Consider the following 16,909-nt stretch of genomic DNA (forward strand, 5'->3'; position numbering starts at 1 on the left):
TAGGTAATTACAGCGGTGTCATTCGCTCAGGTCAAGTCGCGGACCATAAACCCTCAACCCGCCGTGGAGGGTTTACGACACACCGGCGTGTCGCGAAGGTGAACTCCGCTCACGCCGTCGCGGCACTCCGCGCGCGCCAAGCGCTTTCAACCATCTCGGCCACGGTGTGCCGCATCTCCCAGCCCAGATCGCGCGCCGCCGTCTCCCCGGACGCAACGATCCGAGGGGGATCGCCCGGCCGACGCGGGACCACCTCGGGAGTGAACGCGATACCCGTGCTGTCCGCGATCGCCCGCATGATCTCGCCGACGGAGGCGCCGGATCCGCTGCCCAGGTTGTAGACCGGGTCGATCGGCTCGCCCGCCGCCAGACGTCGAGCCGCGGCGACGTGGGCGAGGGCGAGGTCGGCGACGTGGATGTAGTCGCGCACGCAGGTGCCGTCCGGGGTCGGGTAGTCATCGCCGTTGATCCGCGGCGTGCGCCCGGCCAGCAACGCCTCGAATACGAGCGGGAACAGATTGTGCGGGCTGGTGTCGTAGACGTCGGGGTAACCGGAGCCGACGACGTTGAAGTAGCGCAGCGAGGCGTGCCGCACGTCGTGCGCACGCCCGGCGTCAGCGAGCAGCCACTCGCCGATCAGCTTCGACTCGCCGTAGGGCGACTCCGGTCTTTTCGGAGTGTCCTCGGTGACGATCTCGACGTCGACAGCGCCGTAGACGGCCGCACTGGAGGAGAACACGATCGAGGAGACTCCGGCGCGCTGCATCGCCGCGAGCACGCGCATCGTACCGGTGACGTTCTGCTCGTAGGTGTGCAGCGGGCGCTGAACCGACACTCCGGCGTACTTGAACCCCGCAACGTGCACGACGCCCTCGATGTCGTGCTCGGCGACAACGCGATCGAGCAGCGCGTCGTCGAGGATCGAGCCCCGGTGGAACGGGATTCCCTCGGGCACGAACGACGCGTGCCCCGAGGAGAGGTCATCGAGCACGACGGGGTCGATCCCCTGCTCCGAGAACGCGCGCACCACATGTGCCCCGATGTACCCGGCTCCCCCGGTGACCAGCCATGCCATGTCGATCCTCCTCGGTGCTCGGCCCGCGACTGCGCGCGCCGGAAGCCACCCTAGCGGCGCGGATCGACGGCACCGATCCGCCGGACGACGCCGCTGCGGGAGGTCGTGCCGCCCCGCGGCGCCCTCTCTCGGTGTGCCGCCCCGGTGCCGCCCGAAGCGCGGCCCGGGGCTCACACCGTCGCGACGAAGAGCGTGCCGCGCCCGGTGACCGCGAGGTCGCCCTCCGAGGGGGTCACGAACACGCTCGCACCGCGCTCGACGCGCACCGACCCCTCGGCGCCCGCGAGCGAGAACGAGCCCTCGGTCGCGATCGCGATCGCCGGCCCGCGAAGGGCGACACGAGCGGGCTCCTCCGACTCGGGCTGGACAACGGCGAGAACGAAATCGGGGACGTCGGGCCGGTAGACGCGCACGCCCGGCCCCGACTGCTCCGCGGGCAGGTACGGCACAGGCAGGGGTGAGAACTCGAGCACGCTCACCAACTCGGGCACGTCGATGTGCTTGGGGGTCAGTCCGCCGCGCAGCACGTTGTCGGAGGCCGCCATCAGCTCGACACCGGTACCCGCGAGGTAGGCGTGGATGTTGCCGGCCGGCAGGTAGAGCACCTCGCCGCGGGCGAGGCGGACGCGGTTGAGCAGCAGCGAGAGCACGATCCCGGGGTCTCCGGGGTAGCTCGCGGCGAGCTCCCTGACCGTGGTCGTCTCGAGACGGTGATCGCCCGCGCAGGCTCCGACGACGGCCGCCACCAGGCTCGCGACCTCGGCTCGGTCGCCGTCGGCGAGCAGCCAGGACACCGCTCGGCGCAGCACCGCAGCGGGCTCCCCGTCGAGGGTGTCGGCGAAGCGGATGATCCCGGCCGCCTCCTCCCCCGCGGCGCGTCCGGCCAGCTCGGTGAGCAGGGCGCGGGCGTGCGCCGGCTCGCGGAACCCGCAGAGCGCGTCGAAGCTCTCGCTGAGCGCGTAGATCAGCTCGGGCTTGTGGAACGGGTCCTTGTAGTTGCGCTCGGCCGCATCGCGGGCGATCCCCGCCTCCTCCTCCTCGACGAAGCGGCGCCGCGCCGTCTCGGCCGAGGGGTGCGCCTGGAGCGAGAGCGGTCCGCCCGCGGCGAGGATCTTGAGCAGGAATGGCAGGCGAGGGGCGCCCGAGACCGGATCGACCGAGCCCTCGACCCCGGCCAGCGCCGCGGCGGGCTCCTGCGCGATCCACTCGGCGAGCGTCGCGGCGCCGACGGAGGAGGGGTCGAGGATGCGCGCGGGTGAGCCCGAGTGCGCCCCGAGCCAGAGCTCGGCCTCGGGGCCGCCGGAGGGCGCGGTGCCGAGCGCCTCGGAGATGCCGGTGAGCGAGCCCCAGGCGTAGTCGCGGGGCGTGTTGCCGATCGGGATGAACACGGGAGCGCTGGCCTTCCGTCCAAGGATGTGGGATCGGAGCCGCTCGCCCCGGTCCGCGGGGGCCGCTCCGCTGCGACGCTAGCAGGATCCACAACACGGGCCCGGGAGCAGGGCCGGCTGTTGGCGCTCTCCGCCAGAGGACGCTGCGATCGCAGGATGCCTTCGTACTCTGAGAGCCGCAGCACTGTCGCCGTTAGAGCGGTCACCGTGCCGCGTCCGACGAGCGAGGAGCACAGAGCATGGACAGCACGACCTTCGAGGCCCTGGGGGCCGACTTCTACGGGTTCGAGGCGGCGCTCACCGCCGCCGAGAAGGAGCTGCTGGTCGGCGTGCGGTCCTTCCTCGAGGAGCAGGTGCGGCCCATCGCCGATGAGTACTGGGAGCGCGCAGAGTTCCCGCGGCAGCTCATCCCCGGTATCCACGCCACCCGCGTCATCGGACTCTCCTGGCCCGAGACGCGCGCGATCGAGAACTCGGCGGTGTTCCGCGGCTGGGTAGCGCTCGAGCTGGGCCGGGTCGACGCCGGGATCGCGACCTACGTCGGGGTGCAGAACGGCCTGGTGATGGGCACCATCGGCGTCGCCGGCTCCCCGGAGCAGCGCGCCGAGTGGCTGCCGAAGCTCGCCTCGGGCGAGGTGATCGGCGCCTTCGGGCTGACCGAGCCGCACTCCGGCTCCGACTCCGCTCAGGGTTTGCGCACGACCGCGCGGCGCGACGGCGACAGCTGGGTCCTCGACGGCGAGAAGCGCTGGATCGGCAACGCGACCTTCAGCGACGTCACCGTGATCTGGGCCAAGGACGTGCAGGACGGCCAGGTGAAGGGCTTCCTCGTCCCCACCTCCACCCCGGGCTACCGGGCCACCGCCATCGCGCGCAAGCAGAGCCTGCGCACCGTCCAGAACGCCGACATTGTGCTCGAGGGCGTGCGGATCCCGGAGTCGCTGCGCTTGCAGGGCGCGAACTCGTTCCGCGACACCGCGAAGGTGCTGCGGCTCACCCGCGCCGAGGTCGCCTGGCAGGCCATCGGAGTCGCGATCGGTGCCTACGACGCGGCCCTGCGCTATGCGAAGGAGCGCGTGCAGTTCGGCAAGCCCCTGGTCGGGCATCAGCTGGTGCAGGACCTGCTCGTCAGGAGCATCGGCAACATCACCGCGAGCATCGCCCTGGCGACCCGCCTGTCCGAGATGCTCGACGCCGGCGAGCAGCGCGATGAGCACTCCGCTCTCGCCAAGGCGTACACCACGGCGAGGATGCGCGAGACCGTCGCCTGGTGCCGCGAGGTGATGGGCGGTAACGGCATCGTGCTCGATTACGGCGTCGCGCGGTTCTTCGCCGACGCGGAGGCGCTCTACTCCTACGAGGGCACTCGCGAGATGAACACACTGATCGTGGGCCGCTCGATCACGGGAACGGCCGCCTTCGTCTGATCCCTCGCGGGGCCGCGCCCCGGGCGTCGGCCGGGCAGCAGACGGAGGACCCCGGCGCGCCGGGGTCGCTCCCTAGACTGGTCGCCATGATCCATCGCTCCGCGCCCGCCGCTCCCCGAGCGCTCGCGGTGGCGGTGCTCGCCGTGCTGCTGGCGGGTCAGTCGCTGCGCAATCTCGTCGGCTGGTGGGGCTGGGGGCTGGTCATTGCGGTGCTCCTCGCCGCCTCGATCGCCGTGCTGGTCCGCGCACGCCCGCGCCTGCGCTGGGCCCGCACGCCGAAGTCGCTGGTCCTCTTCCTCGGCCTCGCCGTGCTCTCGCTGCTCTGGTCGGCCTATCCGGGCGCGAGCGCGATCGGAGTCGCAGCGCAGCTGGCGACGACCCTCGGCGGCGCGGTCCTCGCCGTCACGCTGAGCAGCCGCGAGCTCCTGACGGCGCTCGGCCGAGCCCTGCGCCTCTGCGTCGGAGTGTCGCTGCTGTTCGAGCTCGTGATCGCGGTCGTGGTGCGGCAGCCTGTCCTGCCGGTCGGCGTCGAGCGGCCGGCCGACGGACCGACCCCCGACGCTTTCTACTGGTCGCAGGCCGCGCTCTTCACCGGCGAGCCCGTCCAGGGGATCGTCGGCAACCGCAACCTCCTCGGCTTCCTCGCCCTGCTCGGCCTGATCGTGATCGCGATCGAGCTGGCTGCCCGCTCGATCCGGCGTCGCTGGGGAGCGCTGTGGATCGCCCTGTTCACCGCGACCCTCCTGCTCACGCGCTCCGCCACCGTCCTGCTCTGCCTCGTCGCCGTCGTCCTCGCCGCCGTGTTCGCCGTGTGGGCCCGCCGGAGGGGCGAGTCCGGCCGCCGACCCGTCTACCTGAGCGCAGCGGGCCTCGCGGTGGCCGCGGTCGCCGGAGCAGCGGCCGGCTGGGGCGCCCTCCTCGGCCTGCTCGGCAAGAGCGAGGATGCGACGGGGCGCCTGGACATCTGGGACTCGGTGATCGGACTCGCCCTCCAGCGGCCGGTCCTCGGCTGGGGCTGGGTCAGCTACTGGGCGCCGTGGGTCGCTCCCTTCGACACTCTCGCCGAGCGCCGCGGCGTGCTCTACCTGCAGGCGCACGACGCCTGGCTCGACGTCGCCCTCCAGCTCGGAGTGGTCGGACTCGTTCTCTTCGCGGCGCTCGCGGTCTCGACCCTCTGGCGCTCATGGTTCCGGGCGGTCGACCGCCCCCGGCGGGATGCGACCTCGATCCTCCCCTACACCGCCGTCGGCCTCGCACCGCTGCTGATCGTCGTCGCCCTGCTGGCGCAATCGCTCTTCGAGAGCCGGATCCTGATCGAGGGCGGCTGGCTGCTCCTGGTCGTGCTCGCCGTGCAGACCAAGCAGCCGGCGACGGAGTCGCCCGAGGTCCTCACCGCGACTCCGCTGCCCCTCGTCGACGCCTCCCCGAGGCGATGAGGCCGCGCCGCCCCTCCCTCCCCGCCTCCGTCGCCGACGCGACGGCGTCCCCGCAGTTCGCCGCAGCCCTCGCGCAGACCACCCTCGTCACGGTGCTCTGCGCTCCGGCGGTCCGCGGCCTGATCGGCTGGCCCGGCTACCTCGCCGCCGTGGCCACGCTGACCGCACTCGCCGCGGTCGTGCTCGTCCTGCGTCGCGGCCTGCTCGACTGGGAGGGCCTGCTGCCCACGAGCATCCTGGTGTTCCTGGGCTGGGTCGCGCTCAGCGTGCTGTGGAGCGACTACACCTGGGCGACGGTCTCGAGCGTCGTCTACCAGTTCGCTCTGGCGTTTCTGGCGATCGCGATCGGACTCACGCGCGACATCATCCAGATCATCCGCTCCGTCGGCGACGTGCTGCGGGTGGTGCTGATCGCCTCGGTCGCCGTGGAGGTGTTCTCGGGCGTGCTGATCGACCGGCCACTGCGCTTCGTCGGCGTCGAGGGGCTGCTCGCCGTCGGCGGGCCGATCCAGGGTCTGGTCGGCACGCGCAACCAGCTCGGGCTGGTCTGCCTCCTGGCGATCGTAACGTTCTCGGTCGAGCTGGCGACCCGCTCGGTCACCCGCGGACCGGCGATCGCCTCGATCACCCTCGCCGCGCTGACCCTGCTCTTCACGCGCTCGGCCGTGAGCGCGGGCGTGCTCGCGGTGGCCGCCGTCGTCGCCCTGGCCCTGCGCTGGGTGCGCCGCGCCGACGGCACTCGTCGGCGACGGCGACAGTTCACGGTGCTCGGAGTCGCCGCGGCCGCCGCTGTGACCGCCTGGCTCCTGCGCTACCGGGTGATCGAGCTGCTGAACGCGGGCAGTGAGTTCGAGTTTCGGTTGCGGCTCTGGCAGCAGGTCTGGCGGTTCACGGATCTGACGCCGATCATCGGCTGGGGCTGGGTGGGCTACTGGCGCCCCGACCTCTACCCCTTCACCGCGATCGACTACCTCTCCGGCCGCCCGCACTCGTCGAGCCTGAACGCGCTGTTCGACGTGGCGCTGCAGCTCGGCGCGGTGGGGGTCGTGCTCTTCGTCGTGCTGATCGGCCTCGCACTCTGGCGCTCCTGGCTGATCGCTTCCGAGCGCAAGGCGGTCGTGCACGTCTGGCCGGTGCTGGTGCTGAGCGTCCTGATCGTCACCGCGCTGGCCGAGAGCTCGATCCTGCTCGACGCGGGCTGGCTGCTCGTGGTGCTCTGCGCGATGCGGGCGGCGCAGGGGCTGAGCTGGCGCCGCCTCCTGCACCCCCCGGGCTGACCCGCCTCAGCGCGCGCGGCGCTCGGCGACCGCGCGGAAGACGGCGAGATGCTCCTCGCGGCAGCGCTCCCAGCTGAACGTCCGCGCCCGCTCGACCCCGAGCGGCCCGAGCTCGGTGGTGCGCTCGATCGCCTCGAGGATCCCGTCCGCGATCGAGCGAGGCTTGAGCGGGTCGACGTAGACCGCCGCGTCTGCACAGATCTCCGGCAGCGACCCCGAGCCTGAGACCGCGACGGGGCAGCCCGACGCCATCGCCTCGATCGGCGGCAGCCCGAAGCCCTCGTAGAGACTCGGGAACGCCAGCACTGCGGCGCGTCGATAAAGATCGGCGAGCTCCTGGGGAGTGACGTGGCCGCGCCACTCGACGAAGTCCGGCAGCGCGCCGAGCCGGTCCAGATCCCCTCCGGTCAGCACCAGCCGGAGCGGGTGCCCCTCCTCGCGCAGCAGGCGCACCGCCTCGAAGAGCCGGGCATGGTTCTTGTGCGGCCAGGCGCGCGCCGGGTAGAGGACAAAGTCCTCCCGAGTCCCCAGATTCGCGACGAAGCGCTCGGTGTCCACGCCGAGGTGCGACACGTGGACCCGCTCCTCGGGGATGCCCAGCAGCTCGACGATCCGCCCCTTCGTGAAGGCGCTGATGGTGATGACCGCGTCGGCACGGCGGGCGGTGGCCTCGTAGGCGAGACGGCGGAAGACGCGCTCGATGCGGGGGAAGAGTTCGGGGAGGTCGCGGTGCTGGAGGTCGAACAGCATCTGCACGTGACCCTGGCGGCGCGAGGGCCAGGGCAGCGGCACGGTGAAGGGGAAGTAGAGCACGGCGTCCGGGCCGATCAGGCGGCGCAGGCGCGACGTCCGCAGCAGCGCCTGGAGCATGCCTATGGCCCGCCGTCGGTGACCCGCGCCGCTGACCACACCGTCGGCGACGACCTCGGGCACGCCCTCGCTGAAGCCGCGCGCGTTCTCGGGGACGAGCACCTGCACTTCCGGTCCGTCCTCCCCCACTCGCGGCGCCAGGAGGCGGGTCAGTGCGCGCGCGTAGGTCTCACCGCCGCCCATCCCGCCCGGATCGACGGTGAGCACGGCGAGCGTGACGGGGCGGGAGTGCGGCATGGCGTCCAATCGGTTCCGGCGGGGGCCAGGATACCGGCGGGCCGCACTGCTCCCGGTGCTCGGCCGTGCCCGCGGGTAGTATGTGTTCCGCTGTCATCGACCCCAGACGAATTGGACCACCACGTGCCCCGCGCTTTGATCACCGGAATCACCGGCCAGGACGGCCTCTACCTCGCCGAGCTCCTTCTCTCGAAGGGCTACGAGGTGTTCGGACTCGTCCGCGGGCAGAACAACCCCAAGTACGAGCTGGTCCGCCGCACCGTGCCCGAGGTGACCCTGCTCACCGGCGACCTGACGGACGTGTCGAGCCTCGTGCGCGTGCTCGCCGCGGCTCAGCCCGACGAGGTCTACAACCTCGGCGCCATCTCGTTCGTCGCCTACTCGTGGGAAAACGCCTCGCTCACCACCGACGTGACCGGCAAGGGTGTGCTCAACATCCTCGAGGCGACCCGCCTTTACGCCGGCGCCGACATGTCGCGCGTGAAGTTCTACCAGGCCTCCTCCTCCGAGATGTTCGGCAAGGTGCAGCAGGTCCCGCAGAGCGAGGAGACGCTGCTCTGGCCGCGCTCGCCCTACGGTGTGGCCAAGGTCTTCGGCCACTACATGACCATCAACTACCGCGAGTCGTACGGCATGCACGCCTCCTCCGGCATCCTGTTCAATCACGAGTCGCCCCGCCGCGGCCCGGAGTTCGTCACGCGCAAGATCAGCCTCGCGGTCGCGCGGATCAAGCTCGGCCTCCAGGAGACCCTGGAGCTCGGCAACCTCGACGCGAAGCGCGACTGGGGCTTCGCCGGCGACTACGTCGACGCGATGTGGCGCATGCTGCAGCAGCCCGAGGGCGACGACTACGTGGTCGCGACCGGCGAGACTCACGAGATCCGCGAGTACCTCGACATCGCCTTCCGCCACGTCGGCATCGAGGACTGGGCCCCCTACGTGACGCAGAACCCCGCGTTCATGCGTCCGGCCGAGGTGGATCTCCTGATCGGCGACCCTGCGAAGGCGCGCGACGTCCTCGGCTGGGAGCCGAAGGTCTCGTTCCCCGAGCTCGTGGCGATGATGGTCGAGAACGACCTCGCGGAGCAGTCCGCGCTGATCAAGTAGTCATGCCTGCCGCTCTCGTTACCGGAGCGAGCGGACAGGACGGCGGCTACCTCGTCGAGCGCCTGCTCGTCGACGGCTGGGAGGTCTCCGCGCTCGTGCGCGAGGCCGACGATACCGCTCTGCCCGCCGCCGTCCGTTGCTTCGAAGGCGACCTCCGCGACGCCGTCGGCCTCGGCCGCCTCGTCGTGGAGGCGGAGCCGGACACGGTCTTCCACCTCGCGGGCCTCTCCTCCGTTGCGCTCTCCTGGCAGGAGCCGGTGCTCACCGCCGAGGTGACCGGCACTGCGGTGGCCGCGCTCCTGGAGGCCTCGCTCGCGCTACAGGAGTCGGCCGGCCGCGAGGTCCGCTTCGTCCAGGCCTCCTCCTCCGAGATCTTCGGCGCCGCGACCGAGAACCCGCAGACCGAGCGGACACCGCTGCGCCCCGTCTCGCCGTACGGGGCGGCGAAGGCGTTCGCGCATCACCTCGTCGCGGTCTACCGGGGGCGCGGACTGCACGCCTCGTCGGGGATCCTCTACAACCACGAGTCGCCCCGTCGCCCGCTCAGCTTCGTGACCCGCAAGATCACCGCGGGCGTCGCCGCAATCGCCGCGGGAACGGAGTCCGAGCTCTCGCTGGGCAACCTCGACGCACGCCGCGATTGGGGCTGGGCCCCGGACTACGTGGATGCGCTCGTCCGCGCCTCCCGGGCCGACGAGCCCGGCGACTACGTCGTGGCCACCGGAGTCGCGCACTCGGTACGCGACTTCGTCCGTGCCGCCTTCACTGCCGCCGGCATCGACGACTGGGAGCAGCGGGTCACGATCGACCCGCGCTTCGCCCGCCCGGTGGACGCTCCCGAGATGCGCGGGGACGCCTCCCGGGCCCACGAGGTGCTCGGCTGGACGCCGACCGTCGGCTTCGAGGAGATCGTCGCCCGGATGGTCGGAAACGACCTCGAGCTGGCGCGCCGCATCGACTGATTCCCGGCGGCACCGGCGCTGACAACGAAGGCCCCTGCTCGTGGAGCGGGGGCCTTCGTCGTGCGATCGGGCGAGGACGCTCAGGCGGTTACTCCGGCCTGCTCGGGGCGGGCGTCCTCGTCGGCTCCCTCCCCCTCGACCAGATACGACCAGATGCGCTCGGCGTACTCGTCCCAGGTGCCGCCGTCGATGGCCAGCGCCTCCGCGCTGAGGCGGGCGTGCAGCTCGTCGTCGGTCAGCAGGCGCTCGAGGGCCGCGGCGATGTCGTGGTCGTCGTGCGGGTCGACGAACAGCGCGCCGCCGCTCGAGGCCACCTCGCGCATGCTGCCGAAGCCGGAGGTCACGACCGGCGTGCCGACCGAGATCGATTCCACGATCGGGAGCCCGTAGCCCTCGTTGATCGAGGGGAACACCGTGCACCGAGCCAGTCGGTAGGCGCTCCAGAGCAGCGCATCCGTGATCTTCGAGAGCGAGCGGACCGGTCGTCCGAAGCCCTCGAGCACCTCGAGGCGGTACTCGAACTCCGCGCTGCTCCAGGCGTTGCCGCCGATGAAGACCAGACTGAACTCCAGTCCGCGCCGCCAGAGCAGCTCGGCAGCCTGCAGGACGGCGAGGTGGTTCTTGCGCGGCTCGTGGCTGCCCACGCAGACGATGAGCGGGAGTTCCCCGGTCACCAGTGAGCGCGCGGCGGTTGCCAGCTCCTCGTCCGACACGCTCTCGGACTGCGAGGGCAGCAGGATCGGACGGATGTCCGGCCCCTGCATCCCGACGCTGCCGAGCATGTGGCGCCAGCCGGAGTACTCCGTCGCAGCGGCCTCCGAGATCGTCGCGATGCGGTCCATGTGCGACACCGCGACCAGCGTCCGCGAGAACGCGGCGCTGATGCCGGTACTCGCCGTCTCGGCCGTGGTGACCGGAACGCAGTCGAAGCCGATCGTGCCCGTGCGGTTCCCGCTGAACTCCGCGAGCGCCGAGACGCGCGAGGTCCGCTCGTCCTCGACGGCGAGTTCGGGCAGGAGGTAGGTGCCCTGCCAGGGCACGATCACGCGGGAGCGGTCCTCAGCGGCGTCGGGCACATCGCCCGAGACCGCATTGCGGCTCTGCTCCGACGTGAGCTCGACGAGCGATTCGTGGGACGAGTCCCAGCCTGCGAGCAGGATCTCGTGGTCCCGCGTCCAGCGGACCAGGCTCTGGCGCACCACGCGCTGGATCCCGGTGGCCAGACCTGTGCGCGCTGTGTGGTGGACATCCACCACGACCGCGCCGACGACCACCTCGACGTCCGGGTGGTGGAAGCGGGCGAACACACGGTTCGAGACGATGGTCGACGCGGCGTGGGCGAGCAGGGCGGCCGTGCCGTCCAGGCGGGCCCGACGGCGGCCGTCGACGACATCCTCACGGCGCGGGAGCGTACCGCGAAGCACCGCGAGCACCAACCAGACCTCGCGGTCGCTCGGTGCGGGCAGCAAGACGCTGAGCTGACCCGTCAACGCGTCGACGGTAGCCAGAGGCTCCACGGAGGGGGCCAGGGTGCGCACCAGGGTGGCGAGGCGGTCGACCAGATACTGCTTAGAGCGCACGGGGCGTCTCCTCCTGCTGGATGAGGGCCGAAGGGCCGATCAGGGCCGCCCAGAGCTCCCGGGCGTAGTCGTCCCAGGTGCGCTCGGGCCGCGCGGCCGCCTCCTGGCGGAGCGTCTCGACCAGCTCCGGAGAGGTCAGCAGGCGGCGCATGCCGTCGGTGATCTCCTCGTCGGACTCGGGGTCGATCAGGATGCAGCCGCCGTGCTCGGCGATCTGCGCGGTGCTCCCGTACCGCGAGGTCAGCACGGGGAGCCCGATCGCCAGCGCCTCGGCGACCGGCAGGCCGTAGCCCTCGTGCAGCGACGGGAATCCCAGGAACAGCGCCTCCCGGTAGCTCGCGACCAGGACGTCGTCGTCGGCGCCGCGGAGCACCTCCACGGGGCGGCCGGCCGCGACCAGCTCGCGCACTCGCGGATCGAAGACCTGGTGCGCCCAGGGATTGGCCCCGCCAATAAAGCGGACCCGGAAGCGCAGGCCCTCGCGCCAGAGGACCTCGGCGGCGTGCAGCACCGCGAGGTGGTTCTTGCGCGGCTCCTGGCTGCCGACGCAGAGCACGAGCGGCAATCCCCCGGCACCGCGACCCTCCGAGCGGAGGCCGTCGGGCAGCTCCACGGGCAGCGGCACGGGCACCACCGACGGGCCGGTCAGGCCCTGCGCCGGGAGCGCCCGGACGAAGCCGTCGAACTCGAGAGCGGCCGCGGCGCTGACCGTAGCGACGCGCTCGGAGTGCTTGACCACCGAGAGGAAGTTGACGAAGCGCACCGTCTCCTCCGGCGGCACGGTGTCGGCGCTGACGACCGGAATGGCGTCGTGGCCGAGGACGACGACCTCGTTCCCGGAGTACTCAGCGAGAGCCGAGAGCGGCCCGCACTGGTTGTAGTCGGGCACGGAGGGGATCACCACGACACTGCGGTAGGGGACGACGAACTCCGTCCGCTCCGGGTCGCCGTGTTCCCACTCACGGCGGGCGGAGGAGGACCAGTCGACGACCCGCTCGTGCTCAATGGTGCTGAGACGGCGGAACGACATCGAGCCGTGCACCCAGGCGACCGGCACGATCTCCTGCTCGGCGTCCCAGCGCGAGACGGTTTGACGGACCACGCGCTGGACACCGGTGTTGTGCGAGTGCCGCGCGGGGAAGTCGACGTCGACCACGACGGCTCCCGTGACGACCTCGACGCGGGCGTCCAGATCGGCGAAGCCGGTCGCGGTGCGGGAGCCCGCCTCGAGGAAGATCCGTAGCGCCGACTCCTCGGGCGCGAGTTCGAGGGCTCGGCGGAACCAGTCGAAGAGCTCGCTCGTCGGGTAGGCGGCGGTGAAGGACACGAGAGCGACCCAGGTCAGCTCGTCGTCCTGGCGGAAGCGGATCTCGCGGGCCACGTCGTCGAGGTAGCGCCCGGCTCCGCGTCGGCGCAGGGACGCCCGTCGCTCCTCGTCGAAGAGCAGCGCGCCGATCTGCTCGAGGCGCTGCAGCATGGCCTCGGTGCGCTCGGCGCGCGCGGCGACAGCGCTCGCACTCGGGGAGGCCGACCGCTCGCTCATCGAACCCGTCCGGACAGGCGGCGCTTGACGAAGCGTGCGCTGTGGCGGACCGCGCCGGGGAGACCGAGCTGGTCGACGCGCATCTGGAAGGTGCGCACCAGACGAAGGGGCTTGGTGATCCGCCACGAGAGGGTGCGCTCGAAGCCGGAGGCGGTGACGCCGCCCACCTGGATCCGCTCGACCCACTCGTCGAAGGGGTCGTTGAGGAGGGCGTCGACCTGCGCACGCAGTCGCGCCAGCTCGGCCGTCTCGGACTCGGGCTCGCGGACCACGGTGGCAGCAGTCGCAGCGGACGTCACTCGAATGGGGGCGGGCGCCGGAGCGACCGGGTCGGGCTCAGCGGCCTCGTCAATGGCCGATTCAAGACTCGGGTCGGGAGAGGAAGGAGCGCTCTCGCCGGCGCTGCTCAGAATAGGAGCAGGATCCCCAGCACTCTGGGGGGCAGGCTCCAGCGGGACGTCGGATGGCTGCATGGGCAAGGCGGACCCCTTGTTCGTGTCGGTCGATCGGCGAGCGGGAGCAAGACTACCCGCGATAGCACCAGCTCGGACACGCCATCCCGGGTGGCCGAGACGACCTCGCACGTATAATGAGGCGGTCCGTCGCCCGGCGGAGGCCGAGAGCTTGGAGTTCCATGCCCAGCAAAGCTGTGGATCGTGCGCGCGCGATCGCCGACGAGCCGTTCCAGACCGCCGGCACCACATCGGCCGTCGGCGGCGGCTCCGGCGGCTTCCTCGCCTCCCTGGCCGAGATCCTCCGGCACCGCGAGCTGCTCCGGCTCCTCGTGGGCCGCGAGCTGAAGTCGCGCTACAAAGACAGCAGCCTCGGCTTCGTGTGGAGCCTCGTTCGGCCGCTGATCATGCTGCTGATCTACTACGTGGCGATCGGCCAGATCCTCGGGGCCTCGCGCGGCGTCCCGAACTTCGCGATCTTCGTGTTCTCCGGACTCACGCTGTGGGGTCTGTTCAGCGAGATCGTGACCGCGGGGACCACGTCGATCCTCGGCAACGGCGGGCTGATCAAGAAGGTCTACCTGCCGCGCGAGATCTTCCCGGTGGCCGCCATCGGCTCGGCACTGTTCAACTTCGGGGTGCAGTTCATCGTCCTGATTGCGGGCGCCGTCATCACAGGCTCGCTCATCTTCGGGATCCACCTGCTCTACATCGTTCCAGCGCTGGCGATCGTGCTCGTCTACGGCCTCGCCCTGGCGCTGGCGCTCTCCGCCCTGAACGTCTACCTCCGCGACGTCCAGTTCCTGGTCGAGGTCGGGCTGCAGATCTTCTTCTGGCTCTCCCCGATCGTCTACGCGTGGAACTTCGTCGTCGCCGCCTCCTCGGGCGCCGGTCACGGCTGGGCCGAGCAGCTGTACCTGATCAACCCGATTTCGAATGCGATCCTCGCCTTCCAGCGCGCGATCTGGGGCGACGGCTCGCGCGTGAGCATCATCGACGGCCGGGAGATCGGCCCTCAGGTCTGGCCGCCGGACATGCAGCTGCGTCTTGTCCTCGTCCTCGTCGTCGGGGTGGTGTTCGTGTGGATCGGCCACCGGATCTTCCGCCGCCTCGAGGGCAACTTCGCCCAGGAGATCTGATCATGACCCTCACCAGCAAGCAGGAGGCCACCCCCGCCGCCTCCGGCAGTCCGACGGTCGTTCGAGTGCGGAACGCCTCCAAGCGCTTTGTCATCCGTAAGGACAAGTCGTTCAAGGAGCGGCTCGTCAACTTCGGTCGCGGGCGCAAGCACCGCGACGAGTTCTGGGCCCTGCGCGACGTCGACCTCGAGATCCCCCTGGGCTCGACGGTGGGCCTGATCGGTGCGAACGGCTCAGGTAAGAGCACGCTCCTCAAGCTCATCGGCGGCATCGTGCAGCCGACGACCGGTACGGTCGAACGCCGCGGACGCCTCGCCGCGCTCCTCGAACTCGGCGCGGGCTTCCACCCCGACCTCACCGGCCGCGAGAACGTCTACCTCAACGGCGCCATCCTCGGCCTCTCGCGCAGCGAGCTCGACAGCAAGTTCGAGTCGATCGTCGACTTCTCCGAGATCGCCGAGTTCATCGACACGCAGGTCAAGTTCTACTCCTCCGGCATGTACGTGCGACTCGCCTTCGCGATCGCAATCCACACTGATCCGGATCTGCTGCTGGTCGATGAGGTCCTCGCGGTCGGCGACGAGCCGTTCCAGCGCAAGTGCATGGACCGCATCCGCGCCTTCCAGCGCGCGGGCAAGACCATCGTGCTGGTCACCCACTCCCTCGAGCAGGTCGGCGAGCTCTGCGACCGCACCATCGTGCTCGAGAAGGGCACCGTCGTCTTCGACGGCGAGACCTCCGAGGGACTCCAGGTCCTGCGCGAGAGTTTCGAGGACCGTCGCGCCGCCCGTCAGGAGCGCGAGGCGGCGGCCGCCGGAGCCGTCGACGAGCCCGCTCCCCAGCTGATCGAGATCCTGGGCTGCCGACTGCGCGGCGGCTCCATCGAGCACGGCGGCACGGTCGTCCGCAGCGGTGAGACCCTCGAGTTCGACGTCACGGTGCGCACCAACCGCGCGGTCGACGACTGGAACATCGGCATGGGCATCGACACCCCGCTCGGCCAGCGCGTCTTCGGCACCAACACCGAGCGCATCGGCACGCCTCTGAGCGCGGTCGACGGAGAGATGACGGTCACGTTCACCCTCCCCGACCTCCACCTGGGTGCCGGCAACTACGCCGTGCACGCCTCGTCGGCCACCTTCTCGCAGGGCGAGACCATGCGGATACCGGTCGCTGCCACCTTCACGGTCGAGCGCGCCTCCGTGCACGACGGCGTCGTCGACATCGACTCCACCGTCCGCCTCAGCCGACCGTGACCGCGGGGCGCCGCCGCCTCTTCGTCGATGCCACACCGCTCGCGGCACCCCGGCTGACGGGTGTCGGCCGGGTCCTGCTCGGCCTGATGCGGGCGCTCGACACCGAGGAGTTCGCCCGGCGCGCCGACATCCGCCTCGTCGTCCCCGCGAGCGAGGCGCGGTCGCTGGCACGCTTCGGCTTCCGCACCCTGCAGATCCGGCCCGTCCCCGTTCCCCGACGGGTCTGGAGTGCGCTGACGCGACTCCCGGCGCCCGGGATCGACCTCCTGCTCGGGCGCGGCGCGTACTTCTTCCCGAACTTCCGCAGCTGGCCGCTCGCCCGCTCCCGCTCGCTCACCTTTGTACACGACGTCTGTTACGCCGTGATGCCGGAGCTGGTCCCGCGGGAGCGCCGAGAGTTGCTCGCGCGCTCGGTGCCGCGGTGGATCGCTCGGAGCGACGTCGTCCTCACCGGCACGCCGTCCTCCGCCGTCGAGGTCGCGCGCGCGCTCGACGTTTCCTCCGAGCGAATCCGGGTGCTGCCGACCACGATCGACGCCGAACTCTTCCACCCGCGCGGAGCGGACGAGGTGGCTCGCGTCCGCACGGCGCACGCGCTCGGCGCCTACCTCCTCTTCGTCGGCTCGATCGAGCGGCGCAAGAATCTGGTGACGCTGGTCGACGCCTACCGGCTCGCGGAGCGACCCGAAGGACATACCCTGCTCCTGGTAGGCGGGGACGGCTGGGACAACGAGGACGTCCATGCGGCAGTCGCGCGCGCCGTCGCGGCGGGTGCCGACGTGCGATTCGCCTTCTCGTACGTGCCCGACGAAGACCTCCCGGCCCTGCTCACGGGCGCCGACGCGGTGGCGATGCCCTCCTGGCACGAGGGCTTCGGACTCCCGGCGCTCGAAGCGGTCGCCTGCGGCACCCCCGTGCTCGCCGCCGACATCCCGGGCCTGCGCGACGCCCTCGCCGGGCGGGAGGCGGACGCCGTGTTCACCGATCCGGGTGACGGAGCGGGGTGGACCGCCGCGATCGAGCAAGCGCTGCGCGCGCCGCGGAGGATCGCACTCCGGCCGATCCCGAGCTGGGGGATCACGGCGGAGGCACTCCTCGACCTCGCCTTCGCCGAGTCCGTCCCGCGGTGCTCCGGCCGACGCTGACCGCGCCACCCCACC

At 71.2% G+C, this 16,909-nt stretch carries 14 protein-coding genes; 8 read left to right on the forward strand and 6 right to left on the reverse strand.

The features are described 5' to 3' along the window. Positions 1-109: 109 nt before the first annotated feature. Positions 110-1,075: a UDP-glucose 4-epimerase GalE gene (gene galE, locus A6122_RS09975; RefSeq protein WP_068254410.1), complete on the reverse strand. Its 966-nt coding sequence runs from the start codon at positions 1,073-1,075 to the stop codon at positions 110-112. A 170-nt stretch (positions 1,076-1,245) separates the two neighbouring features. Beyond that, positions 1,246-2,463 (reverse strand): mannose-6-phosphate isomerase, class I, encoded by a 1,218-nt coding sequence (gene manA, locus A6122_RS09980; RefSeq protein WP_068254413.1) that lies wholly within the window; start codon positions 2,461-2,463, stop codon positions 1,246-1,248. 239 nt (positions 2,464-2,702) lie between these two features. Between manA and A6122_RS09985 the strand changes: the two genes are divergently transcribed. From A6122_RS09985 to A6122_RS09995, 3 genes are all read left to right on the forward strand, one after another. Then, entirely contained in the window at positions 2,703-3,890 is a 1,188-nt protein-coding gene (locus A6122_RS09985; RefSeq protein ID WP_068254415.1) for an acyl-CoA dehydrogenase family protein, read from the forward strand. Between the two features lie 86 nt (positions 3,891-3,976). Continuing rightward, the gene (locus tag A6122_RS09990; protein WP_068254418.1) at positions 3,977-5,326 is read left to right on the forward strand and encodes an O-antigen ligase family protein; all 1,350 of its coding nucleotides are present in this window, start codon (positions 3,977-3,979) and stop codon (positions 5,324-5,326) included. Continuing rightward, entirely contained in the window at positions 5,323-6,603 is a 1,281-nt protein-coding gene (locus tag A6122_RS09995; RefSeq protein WP_068254422.1) for an O-antigen ligase family protein, read from the forward strand. The genes A6122_RS09990 and A6122_RS09995 overlap by 4 nt, the downstream gene beginning before the upstream one ends. Positions 6,604-6,609: 6 nt before the next feature. Here the strand turns inward: A6122_RS09995 and A6122_RS10000 are convergent, their stop codons facing one another. Beyond that, positions 6,610-7,710: a glycosyltransferase family 4 protein gene (locus tag A6122_RS10000; RefSeq protein WP_068254424.1), complete on the reverse strand. Its 1,101-nt coding sequence runs from the start codon at positions 7,708-7,710 to the stop codon at positions 6,610-6,612. Positions 7,711-7,833: 123 nt separating this feature from the next. On the opposite strand from A6122_RS10000, the gene A6122_RS10005 reads away from it, so the two are divergent. Then, positions 7,834-8,817 (forward strand): GDP-mannose 4,6-dehydratase, encoded by a 984-nt coding sequence (locus A6122_RS10005; RefSeq protein ID WP_068254427.1) that lies wholly within the window; start codon positions 7,834-7,836, stop codon positions 8,815-8,817. Positions 8,818-8,819: 2 nt separating this feature from the next. Then, positions 8,820-9,779 carry a GDP-mannose 4,6-dehydratase gene (locus A6122_RS10010; RefSeq protein WP_068254430.1) on the forward strand — a complete coding sequence of 320 codons (960 nt, stop codon included), beginning with the start codon at positions 8,820-8,822 and terminating at the stop codon, positions 9,777-9,779. An 80-nt stretch (positions 9,780-9,859) separates the two neighbouring features. On the opposite strand, the gene A6122_RS10015 is transcribed toward A6122_RS10010, so the two are convergent. Genes A6122_RS10015 through A6122_RS10025 form a run of 3 tightly spaced genes read right to left on the reverse strand, consistent with a single transcriptional unit; the run spans position 9,860 to position 13,174 of the window. Then, positions 9,860-11,359 (reverse strand): glycosyltransferase family 4 protein, encoded by a 1,500-nt coding sequence (locus A6122_RS10015; RefSeq protein ID WP_068254433.1) that lies wholly within the window; start codon positions 11,357-11,359, stop codon positions 9,860-9,862. Beyond that, positions 11,349-12,902, reverse strand: coding sequence for a glycosyltransferase (locus tag A6122_RS10020; protein ID WP_068254436.1), 1,554 nt, complete (start codon positions 12,900-12,902; stop codon positions 11,349-11,351). Before A6122_RS10020 ends, A6122_RS10015 begins: the two co-directional genes overlap by 11 nt. Then, complete coding sequence (locus A6122_RS10025; protein ID WP_068254440.1) at positions 12,899-13,174, reverse strand: hypothetical protein; 276 nt, start codon at positions 13,172-13,174, stop codon at positions 12,899-12,901. Before A6122_RS10025 ends, A6122_RS10020 begins: the two co-directional genes overlap by 4 nt. 362 nt (positions 13,175-13,536) lie before the next feature. Between A6122_RS10025 and A6122_RS10030 the strand changes: the two genes are divergently transcribed. Genes A6122_RS10030 through A6122_RS10040 form a run of 3 tightly spaced genes read left to right on the forward strand, consistent with a single transcriptional unit; the run spans position 13,537 to position 16,894 of the window. Next, complete coding sequence (locus A6122_RS10030) at positions 13,537-14,493, forward strand: ABC transporter permease (protein ID WP_068254443.1); 957 nt, start codon at positions 13,537-13,539, stop codon at positions 14,491-14,493. 2 nt (positions 14,494-14,495) lie between these two features. Continuing rightward, entirely contained in the window at positions 14,496-15,749 is a 1,254-nt protein-coding gene (locus tag A6122_RS10035; RefSeq protein ID WP_068254446.1) for an ABC transporter ATP-binding protein, read from the forward strand. Next, positions 15,746-16,894 carry a glycosyltransferase family 4 protein gene (locus tag A6122_RS10040; protein ID WP_068254448.1) on the forward strand — a complete coding sequence of 383 codons (1,149 nt, stop codon included), beginning with the start codon at positions 15,746-15,748 and terminating at the stop codon, positions 16,892-16,894. Before A6122_RS10035 ends, A6122_RS10040 begins: the two co-directional genes overlap by 4 nt. Positions 16,895-16,909: the final 15 nt, after the last annotated feature.

Source organism: Rathayibacter tritici, from assembly GCF_001641005.1.
GTDB classification, from domain to species: domain Bacteria; phylum Actinomycetota; class Actinomycetes; order Actinomycetales; family Microbacteriaceae; genus Rathayibacter; species Rathayibacter tritici.

Bases quoted from the DNA above. Each gene is read 5' to 3' on its own strand.
- A6122_RS10035 (WP_068254446.1), top strand. From the start codon at position 14,496: ATGACCCTCACCAGCAAGCAGGAGGCCACCCCCGCCGCCTCCGGCAGT.
- A6122_RS09985 (WP_068254415.1), top strand. From the start codon at position 2,703: ATGGACAGCACGACCTTCGAGGCCCTGGGGGCCGACTTCTACGGGTTC.
- A6122_RS10020 (WP_068254436.1), bottom strand. From the start codon at position 12,902: ATGAGCGAGCGGTCGGCCTCCCCGAGTGCGAGCGCTGTCGCCGCGCGC.
- A6122_RS10000 (WP_068254424.1), bottom strand. From the start codon at position 7,710: ATGCCGCACTCCCGCCCCGTCACGCTCGCCGTGCTCACCGTCGATCCG.
- A6122_RS09995 (WP_068254422.1), top strand. From the start codon at position 5,323: ATGAGGCCGCGCCGCCCCTCCCTCCCCGCCTCCGTCGCCGACGCGACG.
- A6122_RS09990 (WP_068254418.1), top strand. From the start codon at position 3,977: ATGATCCATCGCTCCGCGCCCGCCGCTCCCCGAGCGCTCGCGGTGGCG.
- galE (WP_068254410.1), bottom strand. From the start codon at position 1,075: ATGGCATGGCTGGTCACCGGGGGAGCCGGGTACATCGGGGCACATGTG.
- A6122_RS10010 (WP_068254430.1), top strand. From the start codon at position 8,820: ATGCCTGCCGCTCTCGTTACCGGAGCGAGCGGACAGGACGGCGGCTAC.
- A6122_RS10030 (WP_068254443.1), top strand. From the start codon at position 13,537: ATGCCCAGCAAAGCTGTGGATCGTGCGCGCGCGATCGCCGACGAGCCG.